The 23637-nt window shown below is 58.6% G+C and carries 27 protein-coding genes; 19 read left to right on the top strand and 8 right to left on the bottom strand.

Features of this window, described 5'->3' with window-relative positions; translation table 11 throughout:
- Window positions 1-34: 34 nt before the first annotated feature.
- On the top strand, window positions 35-733 hold the full coding sequence (locus tag AB4K19_RS16825) for an HAD family hydrolase (protein WP_375229423.1): 699 nt from the start codon (window positions 35-37) through the stop codon (window positions 731-733).
- Between the two features lie 10 nt (window positions 734-743).
- On the opposite strand, the gene AB4K19_RS16820 is transcribed toward AB4K19_RS16825, so the two are convergent.
- Window positions 744-1211, bottom strand: coding sequence for a GNAT family N-acetyltransferase (locus tag AB4K19_RS16820; RefSeq protein WP_375229422.1), 468 nt, complete (start codon window positions 1209-1211; stop codon window positions 744-746).
- On the bottom strand, window positions 1211-2431 hold the full coding sequence (locus AB4K19_RS16815; RefSeq protein ID WP_375229421.1) for an argininosuccinate synthase: 1221 nt from the start codon (window positions 2429-2431) through the stop codon (window positions 1211-1213). Before AB4K19_RS16815 ends, AB4K19_RS16820 begins: the two co-directional genes overlap by 1 nt.
- A 134-nt stretch (window positions 2432-2565) precedes the next feature.
- Here AB4K19_RS16815 and AB4K19_RS16810 point away from each other — a divergent pair, with 134 nt between their 5' ends.
- Genes AB4K19_RS16810 through AB4K19_RS16800 form a run of 3 tightly spaced genes read left to right on the top strand, consistent with a single transcriptional unit; the run spans window position 2566 to window position 5438 of the window.
- Window positions 2566-3333 carry a hypothetical protein gene (locus tag AB4K19_RS16810; RefSeq protein WP_375229420.1) on the top strand — a complete coding sequence of 256 codons (768 nt, stop codon included), beginning with the start codon at window positions 2566-2568 and terminating at the stop codon, window positions 3331-3333.
- A gap of 53 nt (window positions 3334-3386) precedes the next feature.
- Complete coding sequence (gene ilvA, locus AB4K19_RS16805; RefSeq protein ID WP_375229419.1) at window positions 3387-4619, top strand: threonine ammonia-lyase IlvA; 1233 nt, start codon at window positions 3387-3389, stop codon at window positions 4617-4619.
- A 6-nt stretch (window positions 4620-4625) separates the two neighbouring features.
- Entirely contained in the window at window positions 4626-5438 is an 813-nt protein-coding gene (locus tag AB4K19_RS16800; protein ID WP_375229418.1) for an SDR family NAD(P)-dependent oxidoreductase, read from the top strand.
- Here AB4K19_RS16800 and AB4K19_RS16795 read toward each other — a convergent pair.
- On the bottom strand, window positions 5423-5761 hold the full coding sequence (locus AB4K19_RS16795; RefSeq protein ID WP_375229417.1) for an Hpt domain-containing protein: 339 nt from the start codon (window positions 5759-5761) through the stop codon (window positions 5423-5425). The genes AB4K19_RS16800 and AB4K19_RS16795 overlap by 16 nt on opposite strands.
- 153 nt (window positions 5762-5914) lie before the next feature.
- On the opposite strand from AB4K19_RS16795, the gene AB4K19_RS16790 reads away from it, so the two are divergent.
- On the top strand, window positions 5915-7198 hold the full coding sequence (locus tag AB4K19_RS16790; RefSeq protein WP_375229416.1) for a PP2C family protein-serine/threonine phosphatase: 1284 nt from the start codon (window positions 5915-5917) through the stop codon (window positions 7196-7198).
- On the opposite strand, the gene AB4K19_RS16785 is transcribed toward AB4K19_RS16790, so the two are convergent.
- Window positions 7180-7623 carry an NUDIX hydrolase gene (locus AB4K19_RS16785; RefSeq protein ID WP_375229415.1) on the bottom strand — a complete coding sequence of 148 codons (444 nt, stop codon included), beginning with the start codon at window positions 7621-7623 and terminating at the stop codon, window positions 7180-7182. The genes AB4K19_RS16790 and AB4K19_RS16785 overlap by 19 nt on opposite strands.
- An 82-nt stretch (window positions 7624-7705) precedes the next feature.
- Here AB4K19_RS16785 and AB4K19_RS16780 point away from each other — a divergent pair, with 82 nt between their 5' ends.
- The 8 genes from AB4K19_RS16780 (at window position 7706) to AB4K19_RS16745 (ending at window position 16911) form a co-directional block, all read left to right on the top strand.
- Window positions 7706-8695 carry an Hsp33 family molecular chaperone HslO gene (locus AB4K19_RS16780; protein ID WP_375229414.1) on the top strand — a complete coding sequence of 330 codons (990 nt, stop codon included), beginning with the start codon at window positions 7706-7708 and terminating at the stop codon, window positions 8693-8695.
- Window positions 8685-9281: a CoA pyrophosphatase gene (locus tag AB4K19_RS16775; RefSeq protein WP_375229413.1), complete on the top strand. Its 597-nt coding sequence runs from the start codon at window positions 8685-8687 to the stop codon at window positions 9279-9281. The genes AB4K19_RS16780 and AB4K19_RS16775 overlap by 11 nt, the downstream gene beginning before the upstream one ends.
- Window positions 9257-10435 (top strand): CCA tRNA nucleotidyltransferase, encoded by a 1179-nt coding sequence (locus tag AB4K19_RS16770; RefSeq protein WP_375229412.1) that lies wholly within the window; start codon window positions 9257-9259, stop codon window positions 10433-10435. The genes AB4K19_RS16775 and AB4K19_RS16770 overlap by 25 nt, the downstream gene beginning before the upstream one ends.
- Before the next feature lie 164 nt (window positions 10436-10599).
- The gene (locus AB4K19_RS16765) at window positions 10600-12438 is read left to right on the top strand and encodes an ABC transporter ATP-binding protein (protein ID WP_375229411.1); all 1839 of its coding nucleotides are present in this window, start codon (window positions 10600-10602) and stop codon (window positions 12436-12438) included.
- The gene (locus tag AB4K19_RS16760) at window positions 12435-14267 is read left to right on the top strand and encodes an ABC transporter ATP-binding protein (RefSeq protein ID WP_436398374.1); all 1833 of its coding nucleotides are present in this window, start codon (window positions 12435-12437) and stop codon (window positions 14265-14267) included. The genes AB4K19_RS16765 and AB4K19_RS16760 overlap by 4 nt, the downstream gene beginning before the upstream one ends.
- Window positions 14268-14291: 24 nt before the next feature.
- Window positions 14292-15521: a class I SAM-dependent RNA methyltransferase gene (locus AB4K19_RS16755; protein WP_375229410.1), complete on the top strand. Its 1230-nt coding sequence runs from the start codon at window positions 14292-14294 to the stop codon at window positions 15519-15521.
- 16 nt (window positions 15522-15537) lie between these two features.
- Window positions 15538-16317 carry an ion transporter gene (locus tag AB4K19_RS16750; RefSeq protein WP_375229409.1) on the top strand — a complete coding sequence of 260 codons (780 nt, stop codon included), beginning with the start codon at window positions 15538-15540 and terminating at the stop codon, window positions 16315-16317.
- 93 nt (window positions 16318-16410) lie between these two features.
- Window positions 16411-16911 (top strand): L,D-transpeptidase family protein, encoded by a 501-nt coding sequence (locus AB4K19_RS16745; protein ID WP_375229408.1) that lies wholly within the window; start codon window positions 16411-16413, stop codon window positions 16909-16911.
- Between the two features lie 2 nt (window positions 16912-16913).
- Here AB4K19_RS16745 and AB4K19_RS16740 read toward each other — a convergent pair whose 3' ends face one another.
- The gene (locus AB4K19_RS16740; protein ID WP_436398371.1) at window positions 16914-17471 is read right to left on the bottom strand and encodes a CAP domain-containing protein; all 558 of its coding nucleotides are present in this window, start codon (window positions 17469-17471) and stop codon (window positions 16914-16916) included.
- A 159-nt stretch (window positions 17472-17630) separates the two neighbouring features.
- Between AB4K19_RS16740 and AB4K19_RS16735 the strand changes: the two genes are divergently transcribed.
- Both AB4K19_RS16735 and AB4K19_RS16730 read left to right on the top strand, forming a co-directional pair.
- Window positions 17631-18242: a L,D-transpeptidase gene (locus tag AB4K19_RS16735; RefSeq protein ID WP_375229406.1), complete on the top strand. Its 612-nt coding sequence runs from the start codon at window positions 17631-17633 to the stop codon at window positions 18240-18242.
- A 138-nt stretch (window positions 18243-18380) separates the two neighbouring features.
- A complete protein-coding gene (locus tag AB4K19_RS16730) occupies window positions 18381-18557 on the top strand; it encodes a hypothetical protein (protein WP_375229405.1) in 177 nt (58 codons plus the stop codon).
- 73 nt (window positions 18558-18630) lie between these two features.
- Here the strand turns inward: AB4K19_RS16730 and hemH are convergent, their stop codons facing one another.
- Both hemH and AB4K19_RS16720 read right to left on the bottom strand, forming a co-directional pair.
- The gene (hemH, locus tag AB4K19_RS16725) at window positions 18631-19701 is read right to left on the bottom strand and encodes a ferrochelatase (RefSeq protein ID WP_375230919.1); all 1071 of its coding nucleotides are present in this window, start codon (window positions 19699-19701) and stop codon (window positions 18631-18633) included.
- A 56-nt stretch (window positions 19702-19757) separates the two neighbouring features.
- Window positions 19758-20576, bottom strand: a complete 819-nt coding sequence (locus tag AB4K19_RS16720; RefSeq protein ID WP_375229404.1) for a methyltransferase domain-containing protein — start codon at window positions 20574-20576, stop codon at window positions 19758-19760.
- A 15-nt stretch (window positions 20577-20591) separates the two neighbouring features.
- On the opposite strand from AB4K19_RS16720, the gene AB4K19_RS16715 reads away from it, so the two are divergent.
- The 4 genes from AB4K19_RS16715 to AB4K19_RS16700 are packed head-to-tail and all read left to right on the top strand — an operon-like array spanning window position 20592 to window position 22890.
- Window positions 20592-21323: a double zinc ribbon domain-containing protein gene (locus AB4K19_RS16715; RefSeq protein ID WP_436398368.1), complete on the top strand. Its 732-nt coding sequence runs from the start codon at window positions 20592-20594 to the stop codon at window positions 21321-21323.
- A 36-nt stretch (window positions 21324-21359) separates the two neighbouring features.
- The gene (gene grxC, locus AB4K19_RS16710) at window positions 21360-21617 is read left to right on the top strand and encodes a glutaredoxin 3 (protein ID WP_375229403.1); all 258 of its coding nucleotides are present in this window, start codon (window positions 21360-21362) and stop codon (window positions 21615-21617) included.
- A complete protein-coding gene (locus tag AB4K19_RS16705) occupies window positions 21617-22447 on the top strand; it encodes a carbon-nitrogen hydrolase family protein (protein WP_375229402.1) in 831 nt (276 codons plus the stop codon). The genes grxC and AB4K19_RS16705 overlap by 1 nt, the downstream gene beginning before the upstream one ends.
- On the top strand, window positions 22447-22890 hold the full coding sequence (locus AB4K19_RS16700) for a MarR family winged helix-turn-helix transcriptional regulator (RefSeq protein ID WP_375229401.1): 444 nt from the start codon (window positions 22447-22449) through the stop codon (window positions 22888-22890). The genes AB4K19_RS16705 and AB4K19_RS16700 overlap by 1 nt, the downstream gene beginning before the upstream one ends.
- Here the strand turns inward: AB4K19_RS16700 and ubiG are convergent.
- A complete protein-coding gene (gene ubiG / locus AB4K19_RS16695) occupies window positions 22887-23633 on the bottom strand; it encodes a bifunctional 2-polyprenyl-6-hydroxyphenol methylase/3-demethylubiquinol 3-O-methyltransferase UbiG (RefSeq protein ID WP_375229400.1) in 747 nt (248 codons plus the stop codon). The genes AB4K19_RS16700 and ubiG overlap by 4 nt on opposite strands.
- Window positions 23634-23637: the final 4 nt, after the last annotated feature.

Here is a 23637-nt window from a genome sequence, read left to right as displayed (position 1 = left end):
TGCTGAAACATTTTCGGAATGTGCGGGGGTGGGAATGCGAATTGCTATGTGGTCAGGGCCGCGGAACCTGTCGACGGCCATGATGTACAGTTTTCTGGCGCGGGGGGATTTCACCGTCTGGGATGAACCCTTTTACGCGCCCAGTCTCGCAGTTTCCGGCCGCTCGCATCCGATGGATAAGGAAATCATCGCGGCACATGAGACCGATCCCGAAAAAGTGGCCAGAGCCTGTCTGGCGCCTGTTACGACGCCGCATTTTTATATGAAGCATATGCCACATCATATGCTGCCGGGATTTCCGATGGATTGGGCGCAGGAATGTGTGAACGTGCACCTCATACGCCATCCGGCCCGAGTGATCGCCAGTTATGCCGCCAAATATCCGGAAGTCTCTCTGGATGATATTGGTTTCGAACACCAGGTCCGCGTTTTTGATACCCTAGGCGGTGTCGTAGTGGACAGTACGGATATCCGCGCAGATCCGGAAGGTACGCTGACGCGGCTCTGCGATGCTATTGGTTTGCCGTTCGATCCGATGATGCTGCGCTGGCGTTCCGGGCCGCGCGCAGAAGATGGTATCTGGGCTAAACACTGGTATGGGGCCGTTCATAATAGTACGGGATTTGCAGAAGCTGAAGGGCCGCTCCCCGAGCTGGAAAACCGTTTTGCCGAACTGCTGGAGCAGGCCATGCCGCACTATGAACTTCTGTTGGATGCTGCGCGCACCCGATGAATCACCAGGCTTATCCGGATGCTGCCGGTCGGATAAGCACGTCCTCTCCCTCCATCACCCTGCCAGTTGGCAGAAATCCGAAGGACGTGTAGAGCTTGCGTGCGGCGGTATTGCCGGGAACGACGGATGTCTCGAGACGGACCAACCCACGTGCCGAAGCCCAATTTTCAAACAAGGCAAGTGCCGCTCTGCCGTATCCTTTGCGTTGCTGACCTTTGGCAATCATCAGACGCCAAAGATACGCAGTTTCCGGATCATCTTCCGGCGTCAGTTCATCTGACTTCCGCAAATCAATGCAGGCCATCAGCCCAACAGCAATGCTGCCGTCCCATAACCCGAAAACCTCAGCACCCTTCTCATGCGGCCACTGGCGAAAGGTTTTTGCATTACTTGCCACGAAACCCTGCTGAACAGGATCGACGGTAAGAGCTTCGAGCGTTTCCTGGTGTTGCGAAAGTGCTTCCCGCGCTTCCAGCATCAACGCTCCAATCTTTTGTCCCGTGCAGCCAGCAGTTTGAGGCGCAGTGCGTTCAGCTGGATAAAGCCTGCCGCATCTTTCTGATCGTAAGCGCCCGCATCATCCTCGAATGTCACATGCGCTTCGGAATAAAGCGACCGGTCGGACCAGCGGCCAACGGTGCGCACATGGCCTTTGTAGAGTTTCAGGCGCACGGTGCCTTCGACGTGTTCCTGGCTCGCGTCAATCGCGGCCTGCAGCATGGTGCGCTCGGGTGAGAACCAGAAACCGTTGTAGATCAGTTCTGCATAACGCGGCATCAGTTCGTCCTTGAGGTGCATTGCGCCACGGTCGAGTGTGATGGATTCGATGGCACGGTGTGCTTCCAGTAGCAGTGTACCGCCCGGCGTCTCGTAGATGCCCCGTGATTTCATGCCTACAAAGCGGCCCTCAACCAGGTCGAGACGGCCACAACCGTGTTTTCCACCCAGTTCGTTGAGCTTTGTCAGGATCGTGGCAGGCGACATCGCTTCGCCGTTGATGCTGACAGCGTCGCCCTTCGAAAACCCGATCTCGATGTATTCCGGCGTATCGGGCGCATCTTCGGGGTGCACGGTCCGCTGGTAAACATAGTCAGGTGCATCAACTGCCGGGTCCTCCAGCACCTTCCCCTCGGAGGAGGTGTGCAGCAGGTTCGCATCGACGCTGAACGGTGCCTCACCGCGTTTGTCCTTGGCGATCGGGATCTGGTTCTTTTCAGCAAAGTCGATCAGTTTCGTACGGCTCGACAGATCCCATTCACGCCAGGGTGCTATCACCTTGATGTCCGGGTTCAGCGCATAGGCGGCCAGCTCAAACCGGACCTGATCGTTGCCCTTGCCGGTCGCGCCATGGGCCACGGCATCGGCACCGGTTTCCGCTGCAATTTCCACGAGGCGTTTCGAGATCAGCGGACGCGCAATTGACGTACCCAACAGGTAAAGGCCCTCGTAGACCGCATTTGCACGGAACATCGGGAACACGAAATCACGCACGAATTCTTCGCGCAGGTCCTCGATATAGATGTCCGTCGCACCCATCATTTCCGCTTTTTTGCGGGCAGGTTCGAGCTCCTCTCCCTGGCCCAGATCGGCGGTGAAAGTCACAACTTCGCAGCCGTATTCGGTCTGCAGCCATTTCAGGATGATTGAGGTATCAAGACCGCCGGAATAGGCGAGCACAACTTTCTTGGGCGCGGACATGAATTCTTCCTTTTCGGTTTGGAAAGCGCCCTACCGCTTTTTGAAACGCTCGGCAAGTTTTGCGAATTGACGCACTCTCAAAATGCGGTTTTACCGTTCCGGAGATTGTTAATGAGTTTTGAGGAGATCGGGTTGTGCTGGGATGGAAGATCTTTGCGCACTCTGTGCGGATGGTGCTGGGGAACTTCAGACAGGTTCTTCACATCACGGTCGGGCCGGCACTGATTGCGGTCGCTGCCATTGTTGCACTGTTTTTTGTAGCTGGCGTGCCGCGCGAAGTATTTGATGAGAATGCCGGAACCATTGCGCATGAACCAAGTGCAGGTTTCCTGTTTCTGGCAGCCTTCGTCGTTGTTCCCATCTTTTTCCTCATCGTGCTCTGGATCGCTGTCGCGTGGCATAGATTTATCCTTCTGGAGGAATATCCTGACCAGCTGCTGCCTCCATTCCGGTTCGACAGAATTCTTGCTTACCTCGGGCGGAGTTTTCTGCTGGGGCTGATCGGGGCCGCATTTATGTTGCCCGTTATGTTTGTCGGCGTAGCTTTCGCGCAATCGGCGCCATTGCTTGGTGTCCCCGTCCTTATCGTGTTCATTCTGGTCATTGTTCTCGTCTTCTATCGCCTGTCCATTATTCTGCCGGCGGCTGCGGTCGGCAAACCACTCCCGATAGGCGAGGCCTGGGCAGCGACCAGGGGAGAGACGGGGACATTCATCGCTCTTCTGGTCGTGTCGCTGTTGTTTCAGTTGGTGGTGCAGATAGCCTTTACCCTGTTGGCCTTTGTCCCGGTACTCGGGGCCCTGTTGGTGGTCTTTGCATCCCTTCTGGTTCTGCCCATGATCAATGTCAGTATCCTTACTACGCTTTACGGCGTTTACATCGAAAAACGGGAACTGACCTGAGGCATACCGATGTATTCCTTGCCCTTCCCGTAGTGATGCGGCAGTGAAGCAGAATGACCCAGTCCTTCCGGAAAAGCGCTGAAGCAGCGGCGACCGCAATGCGGGATGTCTTTCCTGCTACCCCGCTGATGCGCAACGATCTGTTAAGTGCCCGCTACAAAGCCGACATCTGGCTGAAGCGTGAAGATCTGAGCCCGGTCAGATCTTACAAGCTGCGTGGTGCGTTCAATGCGATGCGCAAGGTTATCCCACAGCATGACATGTTTGTCTGTGCCAGTGCGGGTAATCATGCGCAGGGTGTTGCGTTCATGTGCCGGCATTTCGCCGTTCGCGGCGTTGTCTTCATGCCGGTGACCACGCCGGAACAGAAGGTCATGAAGACCCGGATGTTTGGTGGTGACTTTGTCGAAGTGCGCATGGTCGGCGACTATTTTGATCAGACGCTGGCACGGGCCCAGGAATTCTGCGCTGAGGCCGGCGCGCATTTTTTGTCGCCCTTTGATGATGAGGACGTGATCGAAGGGCAGGCGTCTGTCGCCGCAGAAACGGAACAGCAACTTGGTCGTGTTCCCGATCGCGTCGTGCTGCCCGTCGGCGGCGGCGGGCTTTCTGCGGGTGTGCGCAGTTTCTTCGGGACAGAGACTGAATACACCTTTGTCGAGCCGTCCGGGGCCAAAAGTCTTGGCGCTGCGATTGAAGAGGGCAAACCGGTGGATGTGTCGCCGATCAACAGTTTTGTTGATGGGGCGGCGGTCGCGAAACTGGGTGAAAAGACCTTTGCCCGGCTCAAAGATGTGAGCCCGTCGGAAATTGTACATCTCTCTGAGGACCGCATCTGCGCCACGATCGTGGACATGCTGAATGTTGAGGGCGTCGTACTCGAACCGGCGGGTGCGCTGGCGGTCGAGGCGCTGAGCGAAATTGCCGAACTGATCCGGGGCAGAACGGTTGTCTGTGTCGCATCGGGTGGCAATTTTGACTTTGAACGCCTGCCCGAGGTCAAGGAACGCGCACAGCGGTATGCGGGTCTCAAGAAGTACTTCATTCTCAGGCTGCCGCAGCGGCCTGGTGCTCTGAAAGACTTTCTGCAGACACTCGGTGCACAGGATAACATCACGCGCTTTGAGTATATGAAAAAATCAGCCCGTAACTTCGGGTCCGTGCTGATCGGGATAGAAACGGATCAGCCTCAGAATTTCGCCGAAATGTTCCAGCGTATTGATGATGCAGGGTTCACGTATACCGACATCACCAATGATGAGACGCTGGCGCAGTTCGTGATCTGAGCGGGCATGGATTTCGCTGGAAAGTCAGTGGTGATTACCGGCGGTGCCAGCGGTATTGGTGCAGCCCTGGCGACCCGGATGATCCGTTTGGGTGCAAAGGTGACGATCGCGGATCTGGATGCAGATGTCGTTCAGCAGAAAGCCCGCTGTCTGTCATGTGAGGGCTTCACCTGCGATGTCACGCGCGAGGCGGATGTCATTGCGTTGTGTGACGCGGTTCGTGACAGGTTCGGCTCTGTCGATATTTTTGTCTCTAACGCGGGCTTTATGGGGTACCAGCCGGATCATGCAGCGTCCGCGCCGGACGCTGTCTGGGAACGGAGTTTCGCAGTTCACGTCATGGCGCAGGTTTTTGCTGCGCGGGCGGTTCTTCCCGAGATGCTGGCGCGGGGTTCGGGAGGTTTTATAACGGTTGCTTCGGCAGCCGGGTTACTGAACCAGATCGGGGACGCGGCCTATTCTGCAAGTAAACAGGCGGCAGTCAGCTTCGCGGAGTCGTTGTCCATTTCGCATGGTCATCAGGGCATCTCTGTCAGTGTTGTCTGCCCGCAGTATGTGGCAACGCCGCTGATCGGACTGAAAGATGAAGATGCGCAGAAAGGTGAAGGTTTGCTGACAGCGGATGAAGTTGCCGGAGTGATTGTTGACGGCGCCATGGTGGGGGATTTTCTGATCCTGCCGCATCCTGACGTGAGGTCCTTTGCAATCAGGCGCGCGCAGGACCATGACCGGTGGATTGCCGGTATGCAGAAACTGCACGGGAAAGCAGCCGATATTCTGGAAGCTGAGGGTCCGGGCGGTCTCTACAGGCTCGTCTGACCGGAAACTTCAGTTGTGAGATTTTCCAGAAAATCGTCCCGGGACGCCTGGTAACAGGTGAGCAGTGCGGGCACGTCAATCTGATCGCCACCCCCCGCTGAAACGCCTGCTTCGCCCTCCTGGCACAGGTGGGAAAACTTGCGGAAACCAAGACTGAGCGCACTGCCTTTCAGAAAATGCAGCTTTTCGCCAAGATTGGTACAGTTCTGGTCGAGGTTCTCAATTTCGGAATCGACTTCATCGAGGAAAAGTTCAACGACTTCCTCAAAGTCTTCTGTCCCGACCTCCTCGCGCAGTGCGCGAACGCGATCCCAGTCAATCATAGTTTTCTCCACGCATATGCGCCTGGAACACTGCCTTGCTGAGTCCTAACCCGAGGTTAGCGGAATCGGTGTTTCCACTAGAATTTTATCTTTCACCTGTCCTTAACGCGGGGTCACTACTCACACTCTGAACACATGTGAACAGAGACTCGAATGCCGGCTTTCCTGCCTAACGGTCCAGATACATCAACATCAGATGACGAGGCGCAGACGCGTCTCGTTCTTGTTGTTGATGACAGCCGGCTGCAGCGTAAAATCCTGACCAGTCTGCTGGCGCGATGGGGCTTCAATGTGATCGAGGCCGCATCCGGAGAAGAAGCGCTGGAGCTCTGCCACGCGCAACAGCCCGAAATTGTGATCAGCGACTGGGTTATGCCCGGTATGTCAGGGATTGAATTCTGTAACGCTTTCAGAAAGTTGACCAGTGATCAGTATGGTTATTTCATCCTGCTCACCTCCAAAAGCGAGAAGAACGAAATCGCGGAAGGTCTCGATTCCGGTGCAGACGACTTCCTGACAAAACCTGTTGACGGAAATGAGCTGCGCGCCCGCATCACCGCGGGCGAACGCATCCTGAAGATGCAGCGCGAACTGACGATGAAAAACAGCGTCATCAGCGAAACGCTGGACGAATTGCAGCGTCTCTACGATTCCCTCGACGGTGACCTTCTGGAGGCCAAGAAGCTTCAGCAGTCTCTGATCCGGGAAAAAAACCGTTCCTTTGAAGGGGGTGACCTTTCGCTGCTCTTGCGGTCAAGCGGCCATGTGGGCGGCGATCTCGTTGGATTTTATCCTGCTGCGCCCGGTCATCTGGGGCTCTTTGCAATTGATGTCTCGGGTCACGGTATCAGCTCAGCGCTGATGACGGCACGCCTGGCTGGCTACCTCTCCGGCAGCGCACCGGATCAGAACATCGCGCTCGAAAAAACAGCCGACGGTACTTACCGGTCGCGCCCGCCCGCCGAAGCGATTGAAACGCTGAATGAACTGGTCCTCGATGAAATGGAGACCGAACATTATTTCACGCTGATCCTTGCGGACATTGATCTGGCCAACGGACATGTTGTGATGGGTCAGGCGGGGCACCCGCATCCTGTGGTCCTGCGTGCAGATGGTTCAATGGAGCAGGATGGTACCGGCGGTTTTCCGGTCGGTCTTATGTCCGGTGTGACATTCTCGCAGTTCGAGGTTCAGCTGAACCCCGGTGACCGTCTGCTTATCCTGTCCGATGGCGTAACCGAATGTCCTGCCGGTGATGGCGAAATGCTGGGTGAGGACGGGCTTGAAAAGATGCTCGCAGGTCTGGGCGACGCAGAAGGCACGGCCTTTTTGGAATCGCTTGTCTGGAAACTGTCAGAGTTTGCCGGGATCGACGAATTCCCGGATGATGTTTCGGGCATCCTGTTTGAATACAGTGGTCAGACAGCACCAAAGTAACGCTTCACGTACATCCGGTCGCCGTCGTTTCCAAGCATATCAACGGCTTCTGAAGGGCTCAGCACAAGGGTTGCGTGATCCGGCTCTGACGGTTCTGCTGTCTGGCGGGTCGGGCGGGCCAGAAAGATATGGCAGACTTTTTCGGCCCAGATGTCGTATTCCGGCATAAAGACAAACCGCCGGAAGGCACCAAGGCGTCTGGGGTGTGAAATCCGCCAGCCGGTTTCTTCCATGACCTCGCGGTGCAGAGCCTGCAGAGGGCTTTCGCCCGGGTCGATTCCACCGCCTGGCAACTGAACATCGACAATATCCGAAAGCTGACATGTCAGAAGAACCCCGTCTTTCAAAGGCAGGATTGCATAGGCACCCGGCCTCACAACATAGCGCTGACCTGCGTCCGGCGCATGGCCGACCCGTCGTATCATTCTGGCTCACCCTCTTTTCAACCGGGCCCGGACCCATATATGGACGCGGGTATGCCAGGCAACGGCTGATAAGGAAACCCCAATGACACATGGACAGCAAATCGCGTGGGACGACACCGTCCTGCCTTTCCAACTCGACGCCAGTGATATGCGCGGCCGCGTTGCGCGGCTGGACAGTGCATTGAACGGTATTCTCAGCCAGCACGATTATCCGCCGCAGGTGGAGGCACTCGTAGCTGAGATGGCTCTGCTGACAGCGCTGATCGGTCAGACGATCAAGCTGCGCTGGAAACTGCAGCTGCAGGTCCAGTCCAAGGGTGCCGTGCGGATGATCGCAACAGACTATTATGGTCCCGAGACCGAAGGTGGTCCGGCGCGTATCCGCGCCTATGCGAGCTATGACGCGGACCGTCTTACGGATGCGCCGCCGTTTGAACAGGTGGGCGAAGGGTATTTCGCGATCATGATCGACCAGGGTAAAGGCATGACGCCGTATCAGGGGATTACCCCGCTCGACGGCGCCTCGCTGGCGTCCTGTGCCGAGGCCTATTTTGCGCAGTCGGAACAGTTGCCGACGCGGTTCTCGCTGAGCTATGGCAAATCCACAGAACCCGGAGTCGGAGAGCACTGGCGCGCAGGTGGCATCATGCTTCAGCACATGCCCAAGGCATCACCGTTCGTCGCCACCGGCGAGGGAACGGGCTCTGTTCTGACAGCTGGTGATCTGGTCCAGGATGACGAGGCGGAAAACTGGAGACGCGTGAACGTCCTGCTGGATACGGTCGAGGACATCGAGCTGATCGGGCCGACGCTGCCGCCAAACGATCTGCTGCTGCGCCTGTTTCATGAGGAACAGCCACGGGTTTATGACGCGCAGACCGTCCGGTTCGGGTGCACATGTTCGGAAGATCGTGTGCGTCAGAGCCTGTCGATCTATTCCGCCCGCGACATTGAGAAGATGACCACCGAAGAGGGGCGCGTTACTGCGGATTGTCAGTTCTGTGGTGCACATTATGACCTGGACCCTGCATCAGTGGGTTTCGAGGCAGAACAGGCTGGCGATGACGCCTGACACAGACCGGATCCGGGCGGCGCTGAGCCGTCCGGGTCCGCCTTCATCTGACTTTGATCTCAATCCTGAAACGGTTCTTCCTGAGGGGCGCAGGCTGCGTCCGGCTGGTGTGCTGGTTGCGATCACCGGGACGGACGACGCGCTGTCCGTTCTGCTCACCAAACGGTCGTCCGCGCTGAAGCACCATCCGGGGCAGATCGCCTTTCCCGGCGGCAAGCAGGATGATGGCGACAAAGATGTCACAGCCGCCGCTCTGCGCGAGGCCGAAGAGGAAGTTGGTCTGCCACGGACTGCGGCGGAAATTCTGGGGACGCTGCCCGCGCATGAAACGGTCACGGGCTTTCTGGTCACACCGGTGATCGCGCGCGTAACGACAGCATTCGAGATCAGGCCGGAACCGGGCGAGGTCGACGAAGTGTTTCATGTCCCGCTGGCCCATGTCCTGAACCCGCACAACTTCCGCATCGAAGGCCGGCGCTGGCGGGGTCAGATGCGGTCATATTATACCGTTCCTTACGGACCCTATTACATCTGGGGTGCGACTGCGCGTATGCTCAGGGCATGGACCGAACAGATGAAACTCTGATCCCGCCGCAGACCACGTGGCTGAGCGACCCGGATGCGCAGAAAGTCTGTGCGGCGGTATCATCCGGGGGCGGGCGTGTCTATTTTGTGGGTGGATGTGTCCGGGACGCGCTGCTTGGGAAAGATGGCGGCGACACAGATCTCTCAACGGATGTACTGCCCGAAGAAGTCATGCGTCTTGCAAAAGACGCTGGGCTCCGCGCGGTTCCGACGGGCATAGACCACGGGACAGTGACCGTCGTGTCCGGAGGTCTCGGATTTGAGGTGACGACGTTCCGCAGGGATGTTGAAACCGACGGCCGGCGCGCGGTGGTTTCATTCTCAACGGACATAGCCGAGGACGCGCGGCGGCGTGATTTCACAATGAACGCGCTTTATGCAACGCCGGACGGTCGTGTGGTGGATCCGCTGGGCGGCCTGCCGGATTGTCTTGCACGCAGAATCCGCTTCATCGAAGATCCTGACCGCCGTATTCAGGAAGATTACCTTCGTATTCTGCGGTTTTTCCGGTTCCATGCCTGGTATGCGCCGGCGACGGCGGGCTTTGACCCCGACGCGCTCAGCGCCATAGCGGGCAATACGGATGGCCTTGAAACGCTTTCTGCCGAGCGGGTGGGTCATGAGGTGCTGCGCCTTTTACATGCCCCGGACCCGGCCCCCGCTGTTGCCGTGATGCGCCAGACTGGTGTTCTGGGCCGTATCCTGCCGGGTGCGGATGATAGGTTCCTTGCGCCAGCTATACATCTTGAGGCGCAGATGGGTCTCGCACCTGACCCGCTTTTGCGTCTTGCTGTGCTTGGGGGCACAGATGTGCCTGACCGGCTGCGTCTCAGCCGTAAGCATGCCAGGACACTGAGCGACATGAGTGACGCCGCATGGAACGGTGCACCGGCGGGCGCGCTTGGCTGGGAATTCGGGGCGGAAATTGCGATGGCCGCCCTCATCCAGCGCGGCGCAGTGGCCGGATTTGAGCCGGACGCCGATGAGATCGCGGCTGTCGCACGCGGGGCCGGTGCGGTGTTTCCCGTCACAGCAAAAGATCTGATGCCCGCGCTTCAGGGGCCGGCGCTGGGCCGCGCACTGAAGGACTTGAAGGCGCGCTGGATTGCCTCTGATTTCAGCCTGACGCGCGATGAACTGCTCGCGCCTGAATGAAAACCTCGACAGATTGTGTGTCTGTCTGCTACACACGCCGGACAAGAGCGGAGGAATACGAAATGTATCGCGGGATCTGGAACAGCTGAGGCTGGCATAACCCTTCCCGTCAGGCCCGGACCGGCGCCTGAGCATTTCTGTTATTCTCTTCCAGGACTTCCCCAATGTTCCGCTTTTTCGAACGACTCGTCGACCCGTACACCAGCTACACCGAAACCGATCATCCGCCGCAGAAACTGTGGCCGTTCCTGTGGGAATACTCGCAGCCGTTCAAGCGGGTGTTCTTCTGGGCAGCGCTCATGTCTGTGATCGTTGCCGCGATCGAGGTTGGACTGATTTTCTACATGGGGCGCGTTGTTGATCTGCTGGAAGGTGAACCGGCGCTGGTCTGGAGCACCTATGGCACAGAGCTGATTCTCGTCGCGCTGGGTATAATTTTCATACGGCCGGTGTTGCAACTGCTGGACATCGGGTTGCTGAATAACGCCATTCTGCCGAACTTTGGCACGCTGATCCGCTGGCGCGCGCATCGTCAGGTCCTGCGGCAGTCTGTGGGCTGGTTCGAAAATGACTTCGCCGGGCGGATTGCCAACCGGATCATGCAGACACCGCCAGCGGCTGGTGAGGTTGTCTTTCAGGTGTTTGACGCGATTTCCTTTTCGCTGGCCTATCTGCTGGGCGCTGCCATCCTGCTCAGCACGTCTGATCCACGCCTGCTTTTGCCGCTGCTCATCTGGTTTGTGCTCTATGGCTGGCTGGTGCACTGGACGGTGAAACGTGTAGGACCCGCGTCACAGGAGGCATCCAATGCCCGGTCCGAGGTGACAGGCCGCGTTGTCGACGCCTACACCAATATCCATTCGGTCAAGATGTTCGCCCACCACGAGCAGGAACTGGAATACGCGAAGGGTGCCATCGAATACTCGCGCGAAACGTTCCAGAAGGAGATGCGCATCTTCACGATCATGGACGGCACGCTGGTTATGCTGAACGGTCTGCTGATCGTGGGTGTTGTCGGCTGGGCCATTGCATTGTGGGTTGCTGGCGAGGCGAGTGTCGGTGTGGTGGCAGCGGCCACGGCGCTGACGCTGAGGCTGAATGCGATGACCGGCTGGATCATGTGGGCGCTGACCACGTTTTTCCGGCAGCTCGGCGTTGTGGCGGAAGGAATGGAGACCATTGCCCAGCCTGTGACCCTCGTGGATGACCGCGACGCCAAACCGCTGCGTCTGACCGAGGGAGAAATCGTTCTGAAGGACGTGCGGCATCACTACGGACGTGAAAGCGGCGGTCTTGACGGGATCAACCTGACGATCCGCCGTGGCGAAAAGGTTGGTCTGGTCGGACGGTCCGGTGCCGGGAAATCAACACTGGTAAAGCTGCTTTTGCGTTTTTACGACGCGGAAAGCGGGACTATTTCGGTCGACGGCCAGGATATCCGGCATGTCACGCAGGACAGTCTGCGCCTCGCCATCGGCATGGTTCAGCAGGACAGTTCGCTGCTGCACCGGTCGGTGCGGGATAACATTTTCTACGGGCGTGCAGATGCAACCGAAGAGGAAATGATCGCAGCCGCACGGCAGGCACAGGCGCATGAGTTCATTCTCGATCTGGAAGATCCGCAGGGGCGGTCCGGCTATGACGCTCAGGTCGGCGAGCGCGGTGTCAAACTGTCCGGCGGTCAGCGCCAGCGCGTGACGCTCGCCCGGGTGATCCTGAAGAATGCGCCGATCCTGTTGCTGGATGAGGCGACCAGCGCGCTCGACAGCGAGGTGGAAGCGGCCATTCAGGACACGCTCTATGGCATGATGGAAGGCAAGACCGTGATTGCAATTGCGCACCGTCTGTCCACCATTGCCGAAATGGACCGCATTCTGGTGCTGGATCAGGGACGTATCGTGGAAGATGGCCCGCATGACGCGCTTTTGGCGCAGGGTGGCCTATATGCAGAATTCTGGGCCCGACAGTCGGGCGGTTTCCTGAGTACCGGTGACGAGGCATGAAAATAGAGAACTGGATTGATGCCTTCCGCACAGCAGAAGGCCCTCCACCACAGACGCTGGGCGCATTCATGCGCTGGTGCCTCAATGGTGCCTGGCCCGCGCTGTGGCTGGCGGCCTTTCTGTCGGCGGCGGCGGGCGCGATGGAGGCCGGAACCGCGCTCATCCTCGGCATGGTCATTGATGCGACGGCCCGCTCCGGGGCGGAGGCGTTCTTTGATGGTGGCAATATTGCACTGATTGCCGGGGCCGTGGCGTTCTTTGTAATCGCCCGACCTTTGCTCTTTGGTTTTTCGGCCTCAGCAAACGCGATCATCGTACAGCCCAACGTCAACCCGCTGGTGCTGTCCCGCCTGCACCGCTGGACGCTTGGGCAGACGGTCGGATTCTTTGATGACGATTTTGCCGGACGCATTGCCCAGAAACAGATGCAGGCGGCGCGGGCGGTCACGGATGTAGTGTCCGAAGTCATCAATGTCGTGGCCTTTGCGCTCGCGTCACTTGTCGGTTCCGTCCTGCTGTTGTTTGCCATCGACTGGCGCGTGGCACTGGGTTTTGGCATCTGGCTGATCTTCTATTTCGCGATGATCAACTGGTATCTGCCGCGCATCCGGAAACGCTCTGCGGGGCGCGCCGGCGCGCGTGCAATGGTGTCGGGCCAGGTGGTCGACACGATCACCAACATCAAAACGGTCAAGCTTTTCGCCCATGCAGATCACGAGGACCGGGCGGCACTTGGCTCAATGCAGACGTTCCGTGAGCGGGCGATTGAGTTCGGGTATCTCGCCGCTGGTTTCCGATTTGCGCTGATGACGCTGGCAGGCATTCTTCCGGTTATTCTGCTGGGGGGAACGATCCTGCTCTGGCAATCGGGTCAGGCCACGCAGGGTGACATCGTTGCCGCCGGGGCGGTGGCGATCCGTATTGCGCAGATGACCGGCTGGGTCAGTTTCACCCTGATGGCGATCTATTCCAATATCGGGGAAGTCGAGGACGGTATCCGCACGCTGACACCGCGCAACCGTGTTGAGGATGTGCCGGGGGCACGTGATCTGGATGTGCATGAGGGTGGCATTCAGCTGAACGATGTTGGCTTTGCCTACGGTCGCGATACGGGTGGCGTCCGGAACATCAGCCTTGATATCAGACCCGGCGAGAAGCTGGGCATTGTCGGTGCTTCCGGTGCCGGGAAATCGACCCTAGTTGCCCTGCTTTTGCGTCTCTACGACGCCGAAGAGGGCGGGATCATGATCGACGGACAGGACATCACCGGCGTGACCCAGGAAAGCCTGCGCCGCAATATCGGTATGGTCACGCAGGAAACGGCAATGTTCAACAGGTCGGCGCGGGATAACATTTCCTATGGCCGGCCGGATGCGACGGACGATGACATCATCGCAGCGGCCAGGAAGGCGGAGGCGCATGAGTTCATTCTGGAGCTTCAGGATCATGCGGGCCGTACCGGGTACGACGCGCACCTGGGCGAACGGGGTGTGAAACTCTCCGGCGGTCAGCGTCAGCGGATTGCGCTTGCGCGTGCCATTCTCAAGGATGCGCCGATCCTCGTGCTCGACGAGGCCACCTCAGCGCTCGACAGTGAGGTTGAGGCATCCATTCAGACAGCACTGGAACGTGTGATGGAAGGCAAAACCGTTCTGGCCATTGCGCACCGTCTTTCCACGCTGACGGAAATGGACCGCATCATCGTGATGGAAGATGGTCATATCGCCGAGGACGGAACGCACACCGATCTGCTGGCACGCGGAAAACTCTATACAAGGTACTGGAACCGGCAGTCCGGTGGGTTTATCCGGACCGAAGCGGCCGAATAGGTCCGCGGCGACCAGGGCAGAGGCATGACAGAATACACAGTAACGCGGCTCGGACTTCAGGGAGACGGTATCGCCGAAGGCCCGGTTTTTCTGCCCCTGACTCTGCCGGGCGAACGGGTCAGCGCAACGGTTTCGGAAGGTGGCGCGCAGGACGTGCGGATCATCAGGCCTTCTGACCGGCGGGTGTCTGCGCCCTGCCGGCATTTCCGGTCGTGTGGCGGATGCCAGCTGCAGCATGCAGACGATCAGTTTGTTGCCGACTGGAAAGTGGACATTGTGCGCAACGCGCTCCTGGCGCATCAGTTAGAGACTGAATTCCGGCCCATCGTTACGTCGCCCGCACGTTCCCGCAGACGCGCTGGTTTTGCTGCGCGCCGTACCAAAAAAGGGGCGATGGTGGGGTTTCACGGGCGTGCGTCGGACACGATCGTCCCTATTCCGGACTGTATTCTGCTGGAACCTTCCGTTCTGGCGGGGCAGCGCGTTGCCGAAGCTCTCGCGATTGCCGGCGCAAGCCGCAAAACCGCCCTGTCCGTGATGATCACGGCAATGGAAAACGGCCTCGACGTCGCAGTCACGCATGGGAAACCGCTGGACGGTCCGCTGCGGCAGCAGCTGGCGCTGATCTGCGATACACATGGGCTCGTGCGCCTGACTTGGGGCGACGAGGTTGTCGCCATGCGGGAACCGCCGCGTCACGGCGTTGGTCGCGCTGTTGTGACACCGCCGCCGGGTGCTTTCCTGCAGGCCACAGCGCATGGCGAGGCGGCGTTGACAGACTGCGTGCGCGAGATCGTTGGGGATGCTGGCACGGTCATTGATCTTTTTGCCGGATGCGGCACCTTTGCTCTTCCGCTTGCGGAGACGGCTGCTGTGCATGCAGTTGAGGGCGATGCTGCCATGATGAACGCACTGGATGCCGGATGGCGTTTTGCAGAAGGTCTGAAGGCGGTGACCACGGAAACACGGGATCTGTTCCGCCGTCCGCTGATGCCGGATGAGCTGGCCAAAGCAGAAGCCATTGTGCTGGACCCGCCCCGCGCCGGTGCTGAGGCGCAGGTGGCTGAGCTTGTTCAGACAAAGGTGCCGAAAATTGCATATGTCTCCTGCAACCCGGTGAGTTTTGCGCGCGATGCAGCTGTACTCGCTGCAGGCGGCTGGCAGCTTGATTTTGTGCAGGTCGTGGATCAGTTCCGCTGGTCCGCGCATACAGAGCTTGTCGCCGGGTTCACCGCGCCCCATATGCGGGCGTGACGCACAGGAGAATCAGATGAGCTTTCGGCAGGCACTGGACAGATGGCTGGACAAGACGTGGGTGACCAACACAGTGGTGGCGGTCATTCTGCTGAACGCCGTTGTGCTCGGCATGGAAACATCGGAGCCTCTGATGGCGCGGGCGGGACCGCTCATTCTGGCGCTCGACAAGGCGTGTCTTGCCTTTTTCATCGTTGAAATTCTGCTCAAACTGATCGCACGCGGCGGTCGTTTTTTCCGCAGCGGCTGGAACGTGTTCGATCTGGTGATCGTGGGCGTTGCCCTGTTACCAGCCTCTCAGGGTCTTTCTGTGCTGCGGGCGCTGCGTATTCTGCGGGTGTTGCGGGTCATTTCGGTGGCCCCAAGTCTGCGCCGCGTGGTCGAAGGTTTCATCACCGCGCTGCCAGGTATGGGCAGTGTCTTTCTGCTGATGGCGATCATCTTTTACATCGGCGCGGTCATGGCGACCAAACTTTTTGCGGGCAGTTTTCCGCAGTGGTTCGGATCACTGCCCCAGAGTGGCTACACACTGTTCCAGATCATGACGCTGGAGAGTTGGTCCATGGGTATCGTGCGCCCGGTGATGGAAGTTTATCCTTACGCCTGGGCCTTCTTTGTTCCGTTCATCATGGTGACGACGTTCGCTGTTGTGAACCTGCTGGTGGGTCTGATCGTAAACTCGATGCAGGACGCCCATCAGGAAGAGGCCGGCGCGGTAACTGACGCCTACCGGGATGAAGTGCTGCAAAGACTGGCAGCGATTGAGGAAAAACTGGAGAGCAAACCGCCCACCTGACGGTTTTGTGAGGTTGATTAACCAGTTTCTCATGTTACCTGTGGGAAAAGAGCAGGGCGTCGCAAAGACGCACAAAAACGGGACAGCAGGTAAATGCGCCGAAGAGAGTTACTGTTGGGCACCGCAGCGATGCTTTCGCTGGGGGCCTGTGCAACGGATGCAAGGTTTCGTCGGTATGACGGGCCGGACGTCACTTTTGTCGTGGTGAACAAAGGCGCGCGGCGCATGCATCTGCTGCACAATGACACCGTTTTGCGCAGCTATAATATCCACCTTGGCTTTGCCCCTGTCGGCCCCAAACAGTTTGAGGGTGACGGGAAGACGCCCGAGGGCATCTACCGCATTGACCGCCGCAACCCGAACAGCCAGTTCCATCTTTCGCTGGGTATTTCTTATCCGAATGTGAATGATGTCGCGGCGGCGAAAGCGGCTGGGAAATCAGCAGGTGGTGACATCTTTATTCACGGCCAGAAAAACCCGTTCAAAAAGGATGATCCGGACTGGACGTGGGGATGCATTGCGGTGACCAACGACGAGATCGAAGAGATCTATGCGATGGTCGCGAATGACACGCTTGTTGCGCTGAACGCCTGAGCTCAGAAAGAGACCGGTTCGGACGCGACCGGGCCTGCGGTGCCCTCCCGGCCCATCACCAGCGTCCACCAGATTTTGCCGTTCGGTTCCTGAAACCACGCAAATCCCATGTCTGTCGCGTCTGCTGACAGCAGTATGCGCTGCGTGTCCGGTTTCTGCATCCATGCACCAAGGGTTTCGAGTTCACTCTCATAGGTCTCCGAGATGGTCTCTCCGACAAGCGTTCCCTGATACCCAACGCGCTGGATCCGGTCGATCGGAGACGACCCGTCGGATCCGAAGTGCCACGGACGGTTCTGGATCGACATATCGCGCGAGTGGGTTGCGGCAGCGGCATTGAGCAGCGGATCCATTTCGACCGCGCCGCGTGCTGAAGCGCTGCGCAGTGCGTTGACCGCATCCAGCATTCTGAACTGCAGTTTGGCGGTGTCGCGCTCTTTGATTCTGTAGAGTGTCGGCAGCGGTTTTCCGTCAGCGCCCAGTGTCGGGGTTGTCTGTGTCGGCGCACAGGCGGCCAGCGTCAGGCCGAGGGCGAAAAAAACTGAAATCAGACGGATCATAAAGCACTCCAACAGCGTTAGAGTCGCACATAACGTGCAATGCGTGGTATTTCAAACGCACATCGGCGTCAGAGCGCCAGATGACATCTGTTTGATTTGCGGGTGCGGCATCCAGGCCATAAAGTGCGCGTCAAACAGTTTTGGTTCCGGAGGACATTCATGTCTGACAATCGTTTTAAGAATCCCGGCCGCCGGTCTTTTCTGGCAGGCTCAGCTGCAATGCTCGCAGCGCCCGCTGTCGCGCAGGATGCAGCGTCGGTGAACTCGACCGCGACAACCGTGGGTGAGCGTGATCTGACCGAGACGGTTCGCCGCAATATTTCCAGTTTCCGCACGCTGGACTGGCAGCCCTATTTTTCAAACCTGAAGAACGGTGCCGTTCTGGTGGATATCGACAGCCGTGCGCTGCATTTCTGGGCAGAAGGGGGAGATTTCTACAAACTTTACCCCTCCAGTGTTCCGCTGACCGAAGATCTGACCCGGCGGGGCCGGACGAAAATCATCCGCAAAGTCGAAGGCCCGGACTGGCGTCCGACACCGTCGATGCTGGAGCGGAATCCCGACTGGCCGGAATACATCGGCCCGGGACCGGATAACCCTATGGGAACACACGCTCTTTATCTGACGTGGACCTACTACCGCATTCATGGCACACACGACACACGCAAAATCGGGCGGCAGTCGTCCAATGGTTGCATCGGCCTGTACAACGAACATATCGCCGAGCTTTACAGCCTGACCAAAGTCGGCACGCAGGTGTTGCTAATTTGACGACATTAGGCCGATTTTGGCCAGTCCGTTCCAAAACCGGTTTGCAAACAGGGTTCTGTGCTGTTTAGACATAATCACGAGGTAAGTCTTGGGCGTCTGCTTTGCGAAGCGGAGCGCGCCTTAATGGAGGTTATTAATATGAAAAAACTCGTTCTCGCAGCTGCACTGACAGCCGCCGCGTCGACAGCTTATGCAGGTTCGCTTGCAGAGCCGGTCGTTGAAGCACCCGTTGTGGTTGAAGAAGCAGAAGGCTCGTCCTCCGGCGCGCTGCTGCCGATCCTGCTGCTGGTCATCGTTGCAGCTGCAATCGCCTGATCGCTTAGCGGTATGAATAAAAAAGGCGGTGCATCAGCGCCGCCTTTTTTTATTGCCTGACGCTCTGTTGGGATCAGTCGATCCAACCCTTCAGATTGTCGGTGATGACAGATGACAGTGCGTCAATATGCGCATCATCATCATTGAGGCAGGGGATGTATGTAAAGTGCTCGCCGCCTGCTTCCTCAAAGCTTTCCTTGATCTCTTCGTTGATCTCTTCAAGCGTTTCGATGCAGTCCGCGGAAAACGCCGGCGCGCAGACAGCGATGTTCTTTTTGCCGGCCTCAGCAAGCCGCGCCACTTCTTCAACGGTATAAGGCTGGAGCCATTCTTCGGGTCCGAATTTGGACTGGAAGGTCGTGGTGATTTCGGTGTCTTTCCACCCCAGCCGTTCCTTCAGCAGGCGCGTCGTTTTCTGGCACTGACAGTGGTACGGATCGCCCTCCATCAGGTAGCGGATCGGCACACCATGATAGGAGCAGACCAGGATATCCGGCTTTTTCTCCAGACCCGCGTAGGCCCGTTCGATCGACAGAGCGAGCGCTTCGATATAATCAGGCCGATCAAAATACGGCTCGACGGTGCGGGTCACCGGTTGCCATTTCTCAAAGGTCAGCGCCCGGAAAAACGCGTCATTTGCAGTGGCTGATGTCGCGCCCGCATAATGCGGATACAGCGGAAAAAACAGGATTTTCCGACACCCGGCAGCGGTCATTTCCGCCACTTTGGACCGTGTGGACGGATTGCCGTAGCGCATGCAGAAATCCACCATCACATCGTCGCCGTAGCGCGCGTGCATCTGCTCTTTGACCTTTTTGGTCTGGGCTTTGGTGATGGTCATCAGCGGGCTTTCACCCTCTTCCTCATTCCAGATGGATTTATAGGCGGCACCGCTGGAAAAAGGGCGTTTGGTCAGGATGATCAGCTGCAGCAGCGGCTGCCAGACCCATGGGCTGTAGTCGATCACGCGACGGTCCGAGAGGAACTCGTTCAGATACCGGCGCATGGACCAGTAGTCGTAGTTGTCGGGCGTGCCGAGATTGGCAAGAAGGATGCCGACTTTCGGGCGCGCCACCTCAGGGTGATCGTCGCCAGCGTGGGTCGGGCGTGCCATCAATGGCCGCGCGGAGCTGCTGTCCAGCATGTTTTTGTCCTTGCTCATCTCGTGTCTCCGCTCAGATAGAGGCTTTTGCGGCAGCGTCAATCGGTCAGCGGCCTTTCCGCAACGGCCAGAGCGTCGGCCAGACGCTGTTGTGCAGAGCCCGGGCGCAGCGGTTTCTGCTGGCTGTCATCCGGTGCCCATCCGGTCAGAAATACGATTTCGAAGGTTGCGACGATACGCTGCTCCGGTGTGGAGAAGGTGTCGGCATAGAGTTTTGCGGTTTCAGAGAAAAGCCTGCGCGGCGGTATTGCGCGGCGGCGCTGGTGCAGGGCATTGGTTTCCCCCATGGCCCGCAGGTCGTGCATCAGGTGCAGAGGATCACGGTATTCAGTTCGCAGGGCGATGCTGTCGGCAACCGGCAGAGCCAGTCCGGCCCGTTGCAGCAGTGCACCCAGATCACGTATTTCCCCCATGGGTGCCACACGCGGTGAAAGGCCGCCAGCAACGGCGATCTCTGCCTGACCGAGACAGGCGCGCAGCTCTTCGAGCGTCTGTCCGCCCAGCGCAGCGCCGAGGAACAACCCATCCGGTCTGAGGGCCCGGCGGCACTGGATCAGTTGCCCGACCGGATCATTCGCCCAGTGCAGGCCCAGTGCGTGGATCACGAGATCGCAGCTGGCCGGTTCGAGATCAAGCGTATCGGTGTCCGGCACGATCCGCGCGCCCGGTATCCGGACTGACCAGACATCTGCAAAAGGGGTCACAACAGCGATGTCAGTAAACGTCCTGTTAACCATGCCCAGGCGATCCTGCAGTTCGTCCGCTGCCTGGTCCTGCAAAAACAGATCGGCCCGCGTCGCCCTTTTGCGATGCAGGCTCAGTGCTCTGGTGTCGGTCAGTGTGGTCGCAGTGTTCATGAAAGGTGTAATAGGATGGCGCAGTCGGGTTTACAAACAGCGGTCTCTCTCATTTATCCGCCGCGCTGTCTGGGCTGTGGTGGAACAGTTGATGATGATTTCGGTCTGTGTGGCACCTGCTGGCGGGATACGCCGTTTGTCGGTGGCTCCATTTGCGACACCTGTGGGACACCTTTGCCGGGCGAGGATCTGTCGGACACACTGAAATGTGATGAGTGTCTGCGCACGCCGCGTCCCTGGAAGCAGGGTCGCGCCGCGCTGATCTATCGAGATGGGGCGCGGCGTCTTGTTCTGGCGCTGAAACACGGTGACCGGCAGGAGATCGCGCAACCTGCTGCGCTGTGGATGTCCCGGGCGATTGAGGATCTGCCCCAGGAAAACATGATCATTGCCCCGATTCCGCTGCACTGGACCCGGCTGCTGAAACGCCGTTACAACCAGTCGGGCCTTCTGGCACAGGCACTTGCGCGCCACACCGGTCTGCCGGTCTGTCAGGATCTGCTGGTCCGGCAGAAACGCACGCAACCGATGGAAGGGATGACGCGGGAGGTGCGTTTTACCTCCGTCAAAGGCGTGATTTCGGCACACCCGCGCCGGCGACACCGCCTCGTCGGGCGGCCCGTTCTGCTGGTGGATGACGTGATGACGTCCGGCGCCACCCTGTCAGCCGCAGCAGATGCCTGTATTGCAGCAGGGTCAGGGCCGGTATACGTGGTGGCACTGGCACGGGTCGCGCGGGATGCCTAAATATCCGTCGAAACCCTGTCACGGGAAGGACCGGATATGAAAAACGTCGAAATCTATACATCACCGCTTTGCGGCTTCTGCCATGCAGCCAAACGTCTCCTGAACCAGAAAGGCGTGGATTTTTCCGAAGTGGATGTGCTGGCCAACCCGGATCGCAAGCCGGAAATGATCCAGCGCGCCAATGGCGGCAGAACCGTTCCGCAGATCTTTGTGGGTGAAACCCACGTAGGTGGCTGCGACGACCTTTATGCGTTGGAGCGCGCCGGGAAACTCGACGGTCTGCTGGCGGCCTGATGCGGACTGCCCTGCTGCAGCTCAATGCAAATGACATGCCGGTGGAGAACCTCGTGGTGACCCGCCGCATGTTGGAACAGGCGGTAAAAGATGGCGCGGAATTTGTTCTGACGCCCGAGGTGACGAACTGCCTGTCGACGAGTCGCAGACATCAGCAGGACGTTCTGCAGCATCAGGATGAGGACATTACGCTGGCAGCACTGCGCGAGGAAGCTGCCCGCGCAGGCATCTGGCTGCTGATCGGTTCGCTGGCGCTGAAAACCCGCGACGCTGATGGCCGGTTTGCGAACCGGTCTTTCATGATCGATCCCTCCGGTGAGATCGTCGCGTGGTACGATAAGATCCATATGTTCGATGTACGGGTCACACCCGAAGAGACTTTTCGCGAATCCGAAGGATACCGGCCAGGATCGCGCGCTGTTACTGCGGACACGGCATTCGGCACTGTCGGCATGACCGTCTGCTATGATCTGCGGTTTCCGGCCCTGCATCATGCCCTCGCCGCTGCCGGGGCGAAGATCCTGACCGTTCCGGCAGCATTTTCGCCGGTCACGGGGGACGCCCACTGGCATACGCTGTTGCGGGCACGGGCCATTGAAACCGGGTGTTTTGTGATTGCACCTGCCCAAACCGGAGAGCATGCAAGTGCAATGCATAAAACGCGCCGGACTTACGGGCATTCGCTGGTCGTGGCACCGTGGGGGGAGGTCCAAATGGACGCAGGCACCGAGCCGGGCGTTTACATGACGGACATCGATATGGGATTAGTGGCAAAGGCGCGGAGCCGTGTGCCCAGCCTGGAGAATGCACGACCCTTTGATGGACCCTGATGAACGAAGACCGGAACTCTCTTGCAATATCGCTGTTCAGCGAGGTGCTGACGGCTGATCAGATGATCCGCGCGAGGCTGAGTAAGGTCCTGCCAAAGGGCATGGAGATATCGCATTTTTCGGTGCTCAACCATCTGGCAGGCAACGTTGGTGAACGTACACCGGCGCAGCTCGCAGGCACGTTTCACGTAACACGCGGTGCGATGACGAACACGTTATCCAAACTGGAATGGGCGGGATACATTCATGTCCGCCCGGACTGGGACGACGCGCGGCGCAAGATGGTCGCGATCAGCCCGGCAGGGCGCCAGGCACGGGACCAGGCGGTCGGCTCCATCACGCCGGTGATCAATCAGGTAGTTGAAAAGCTGGGCGATCAGCGCGTGCGCGAGGCCCTCCCCATCCTGCGGGAAATGCGCCGGCAGCTGGGCGACAACAATTAGGCCGGTTTCAGGCTTGCGGTTACATAGTTCACGCTCAGATCGCGGTCCGACAGCTTCCATGACCAGGAAACCGGGTTAAACACAAATCCCTTGCGGTCAACCGGGTCCAGACCCGCCTCTTTCAGCAGATCAAACAGTTCGTCCGGTGTGATAAATTTCGACCACTCATGGGTGCCTTTGGGCAGCCAGCGCATAACATGCTCGGCCCCGATGATCGCCATGAGATAGGATTTCGGGTTCCGGTTCAGCGTCGAACAGATGTGCAGACCGCCTGGTTTCAGCAGCTGCTGACAGGCGGTCAGGTAATCGGGTGGTGAGGCCACGTGCTCCACGACCTCCATGTTCAGCACAACGTCGAACTGCTCTCCGGCTTCTGCGAGCGCTTCTGCGGTTGTATGTCTGTAGTCAATCTCCAGGCCGGATTGTTCGGCGTGAATACGGGCCACCGGAATATTGCGTTCTGCGGCATCCGCGCCAACGACATCTGCACCCAGACGCGCCATCGGTTCTGACAGCAGACCACCGCCACAGCCAATGTCGAGAACGCGCAGACCGCGGAAGGGCAGATCACCCTTCAGGTCGCGGTCGAATTCACCGGCAATCTGCTTCGTGATGTAGTCCAGACGGCAGGGATTGAGCATGTGGAGCGGCTTGAATTTACCGTTTACGTCCCACCATTCGGCTGCCATTGCCTCGAATTTAGCAACTTCGGCGGGATCGACGGTTGATTGAAGCGCTTGCATTCCT

This window comes from Roseobacter phycocola (genome assembly GCF_042055075.2).
Lineage (GTDB): Bacteria > Pseudomonadota > Alphaproteobacteria > Rhodobacterales > Rhodobacteraceae > Roseobacter.
This window is presented reverse-complemented; position numbering and strand designations above follow the sequence as displayed.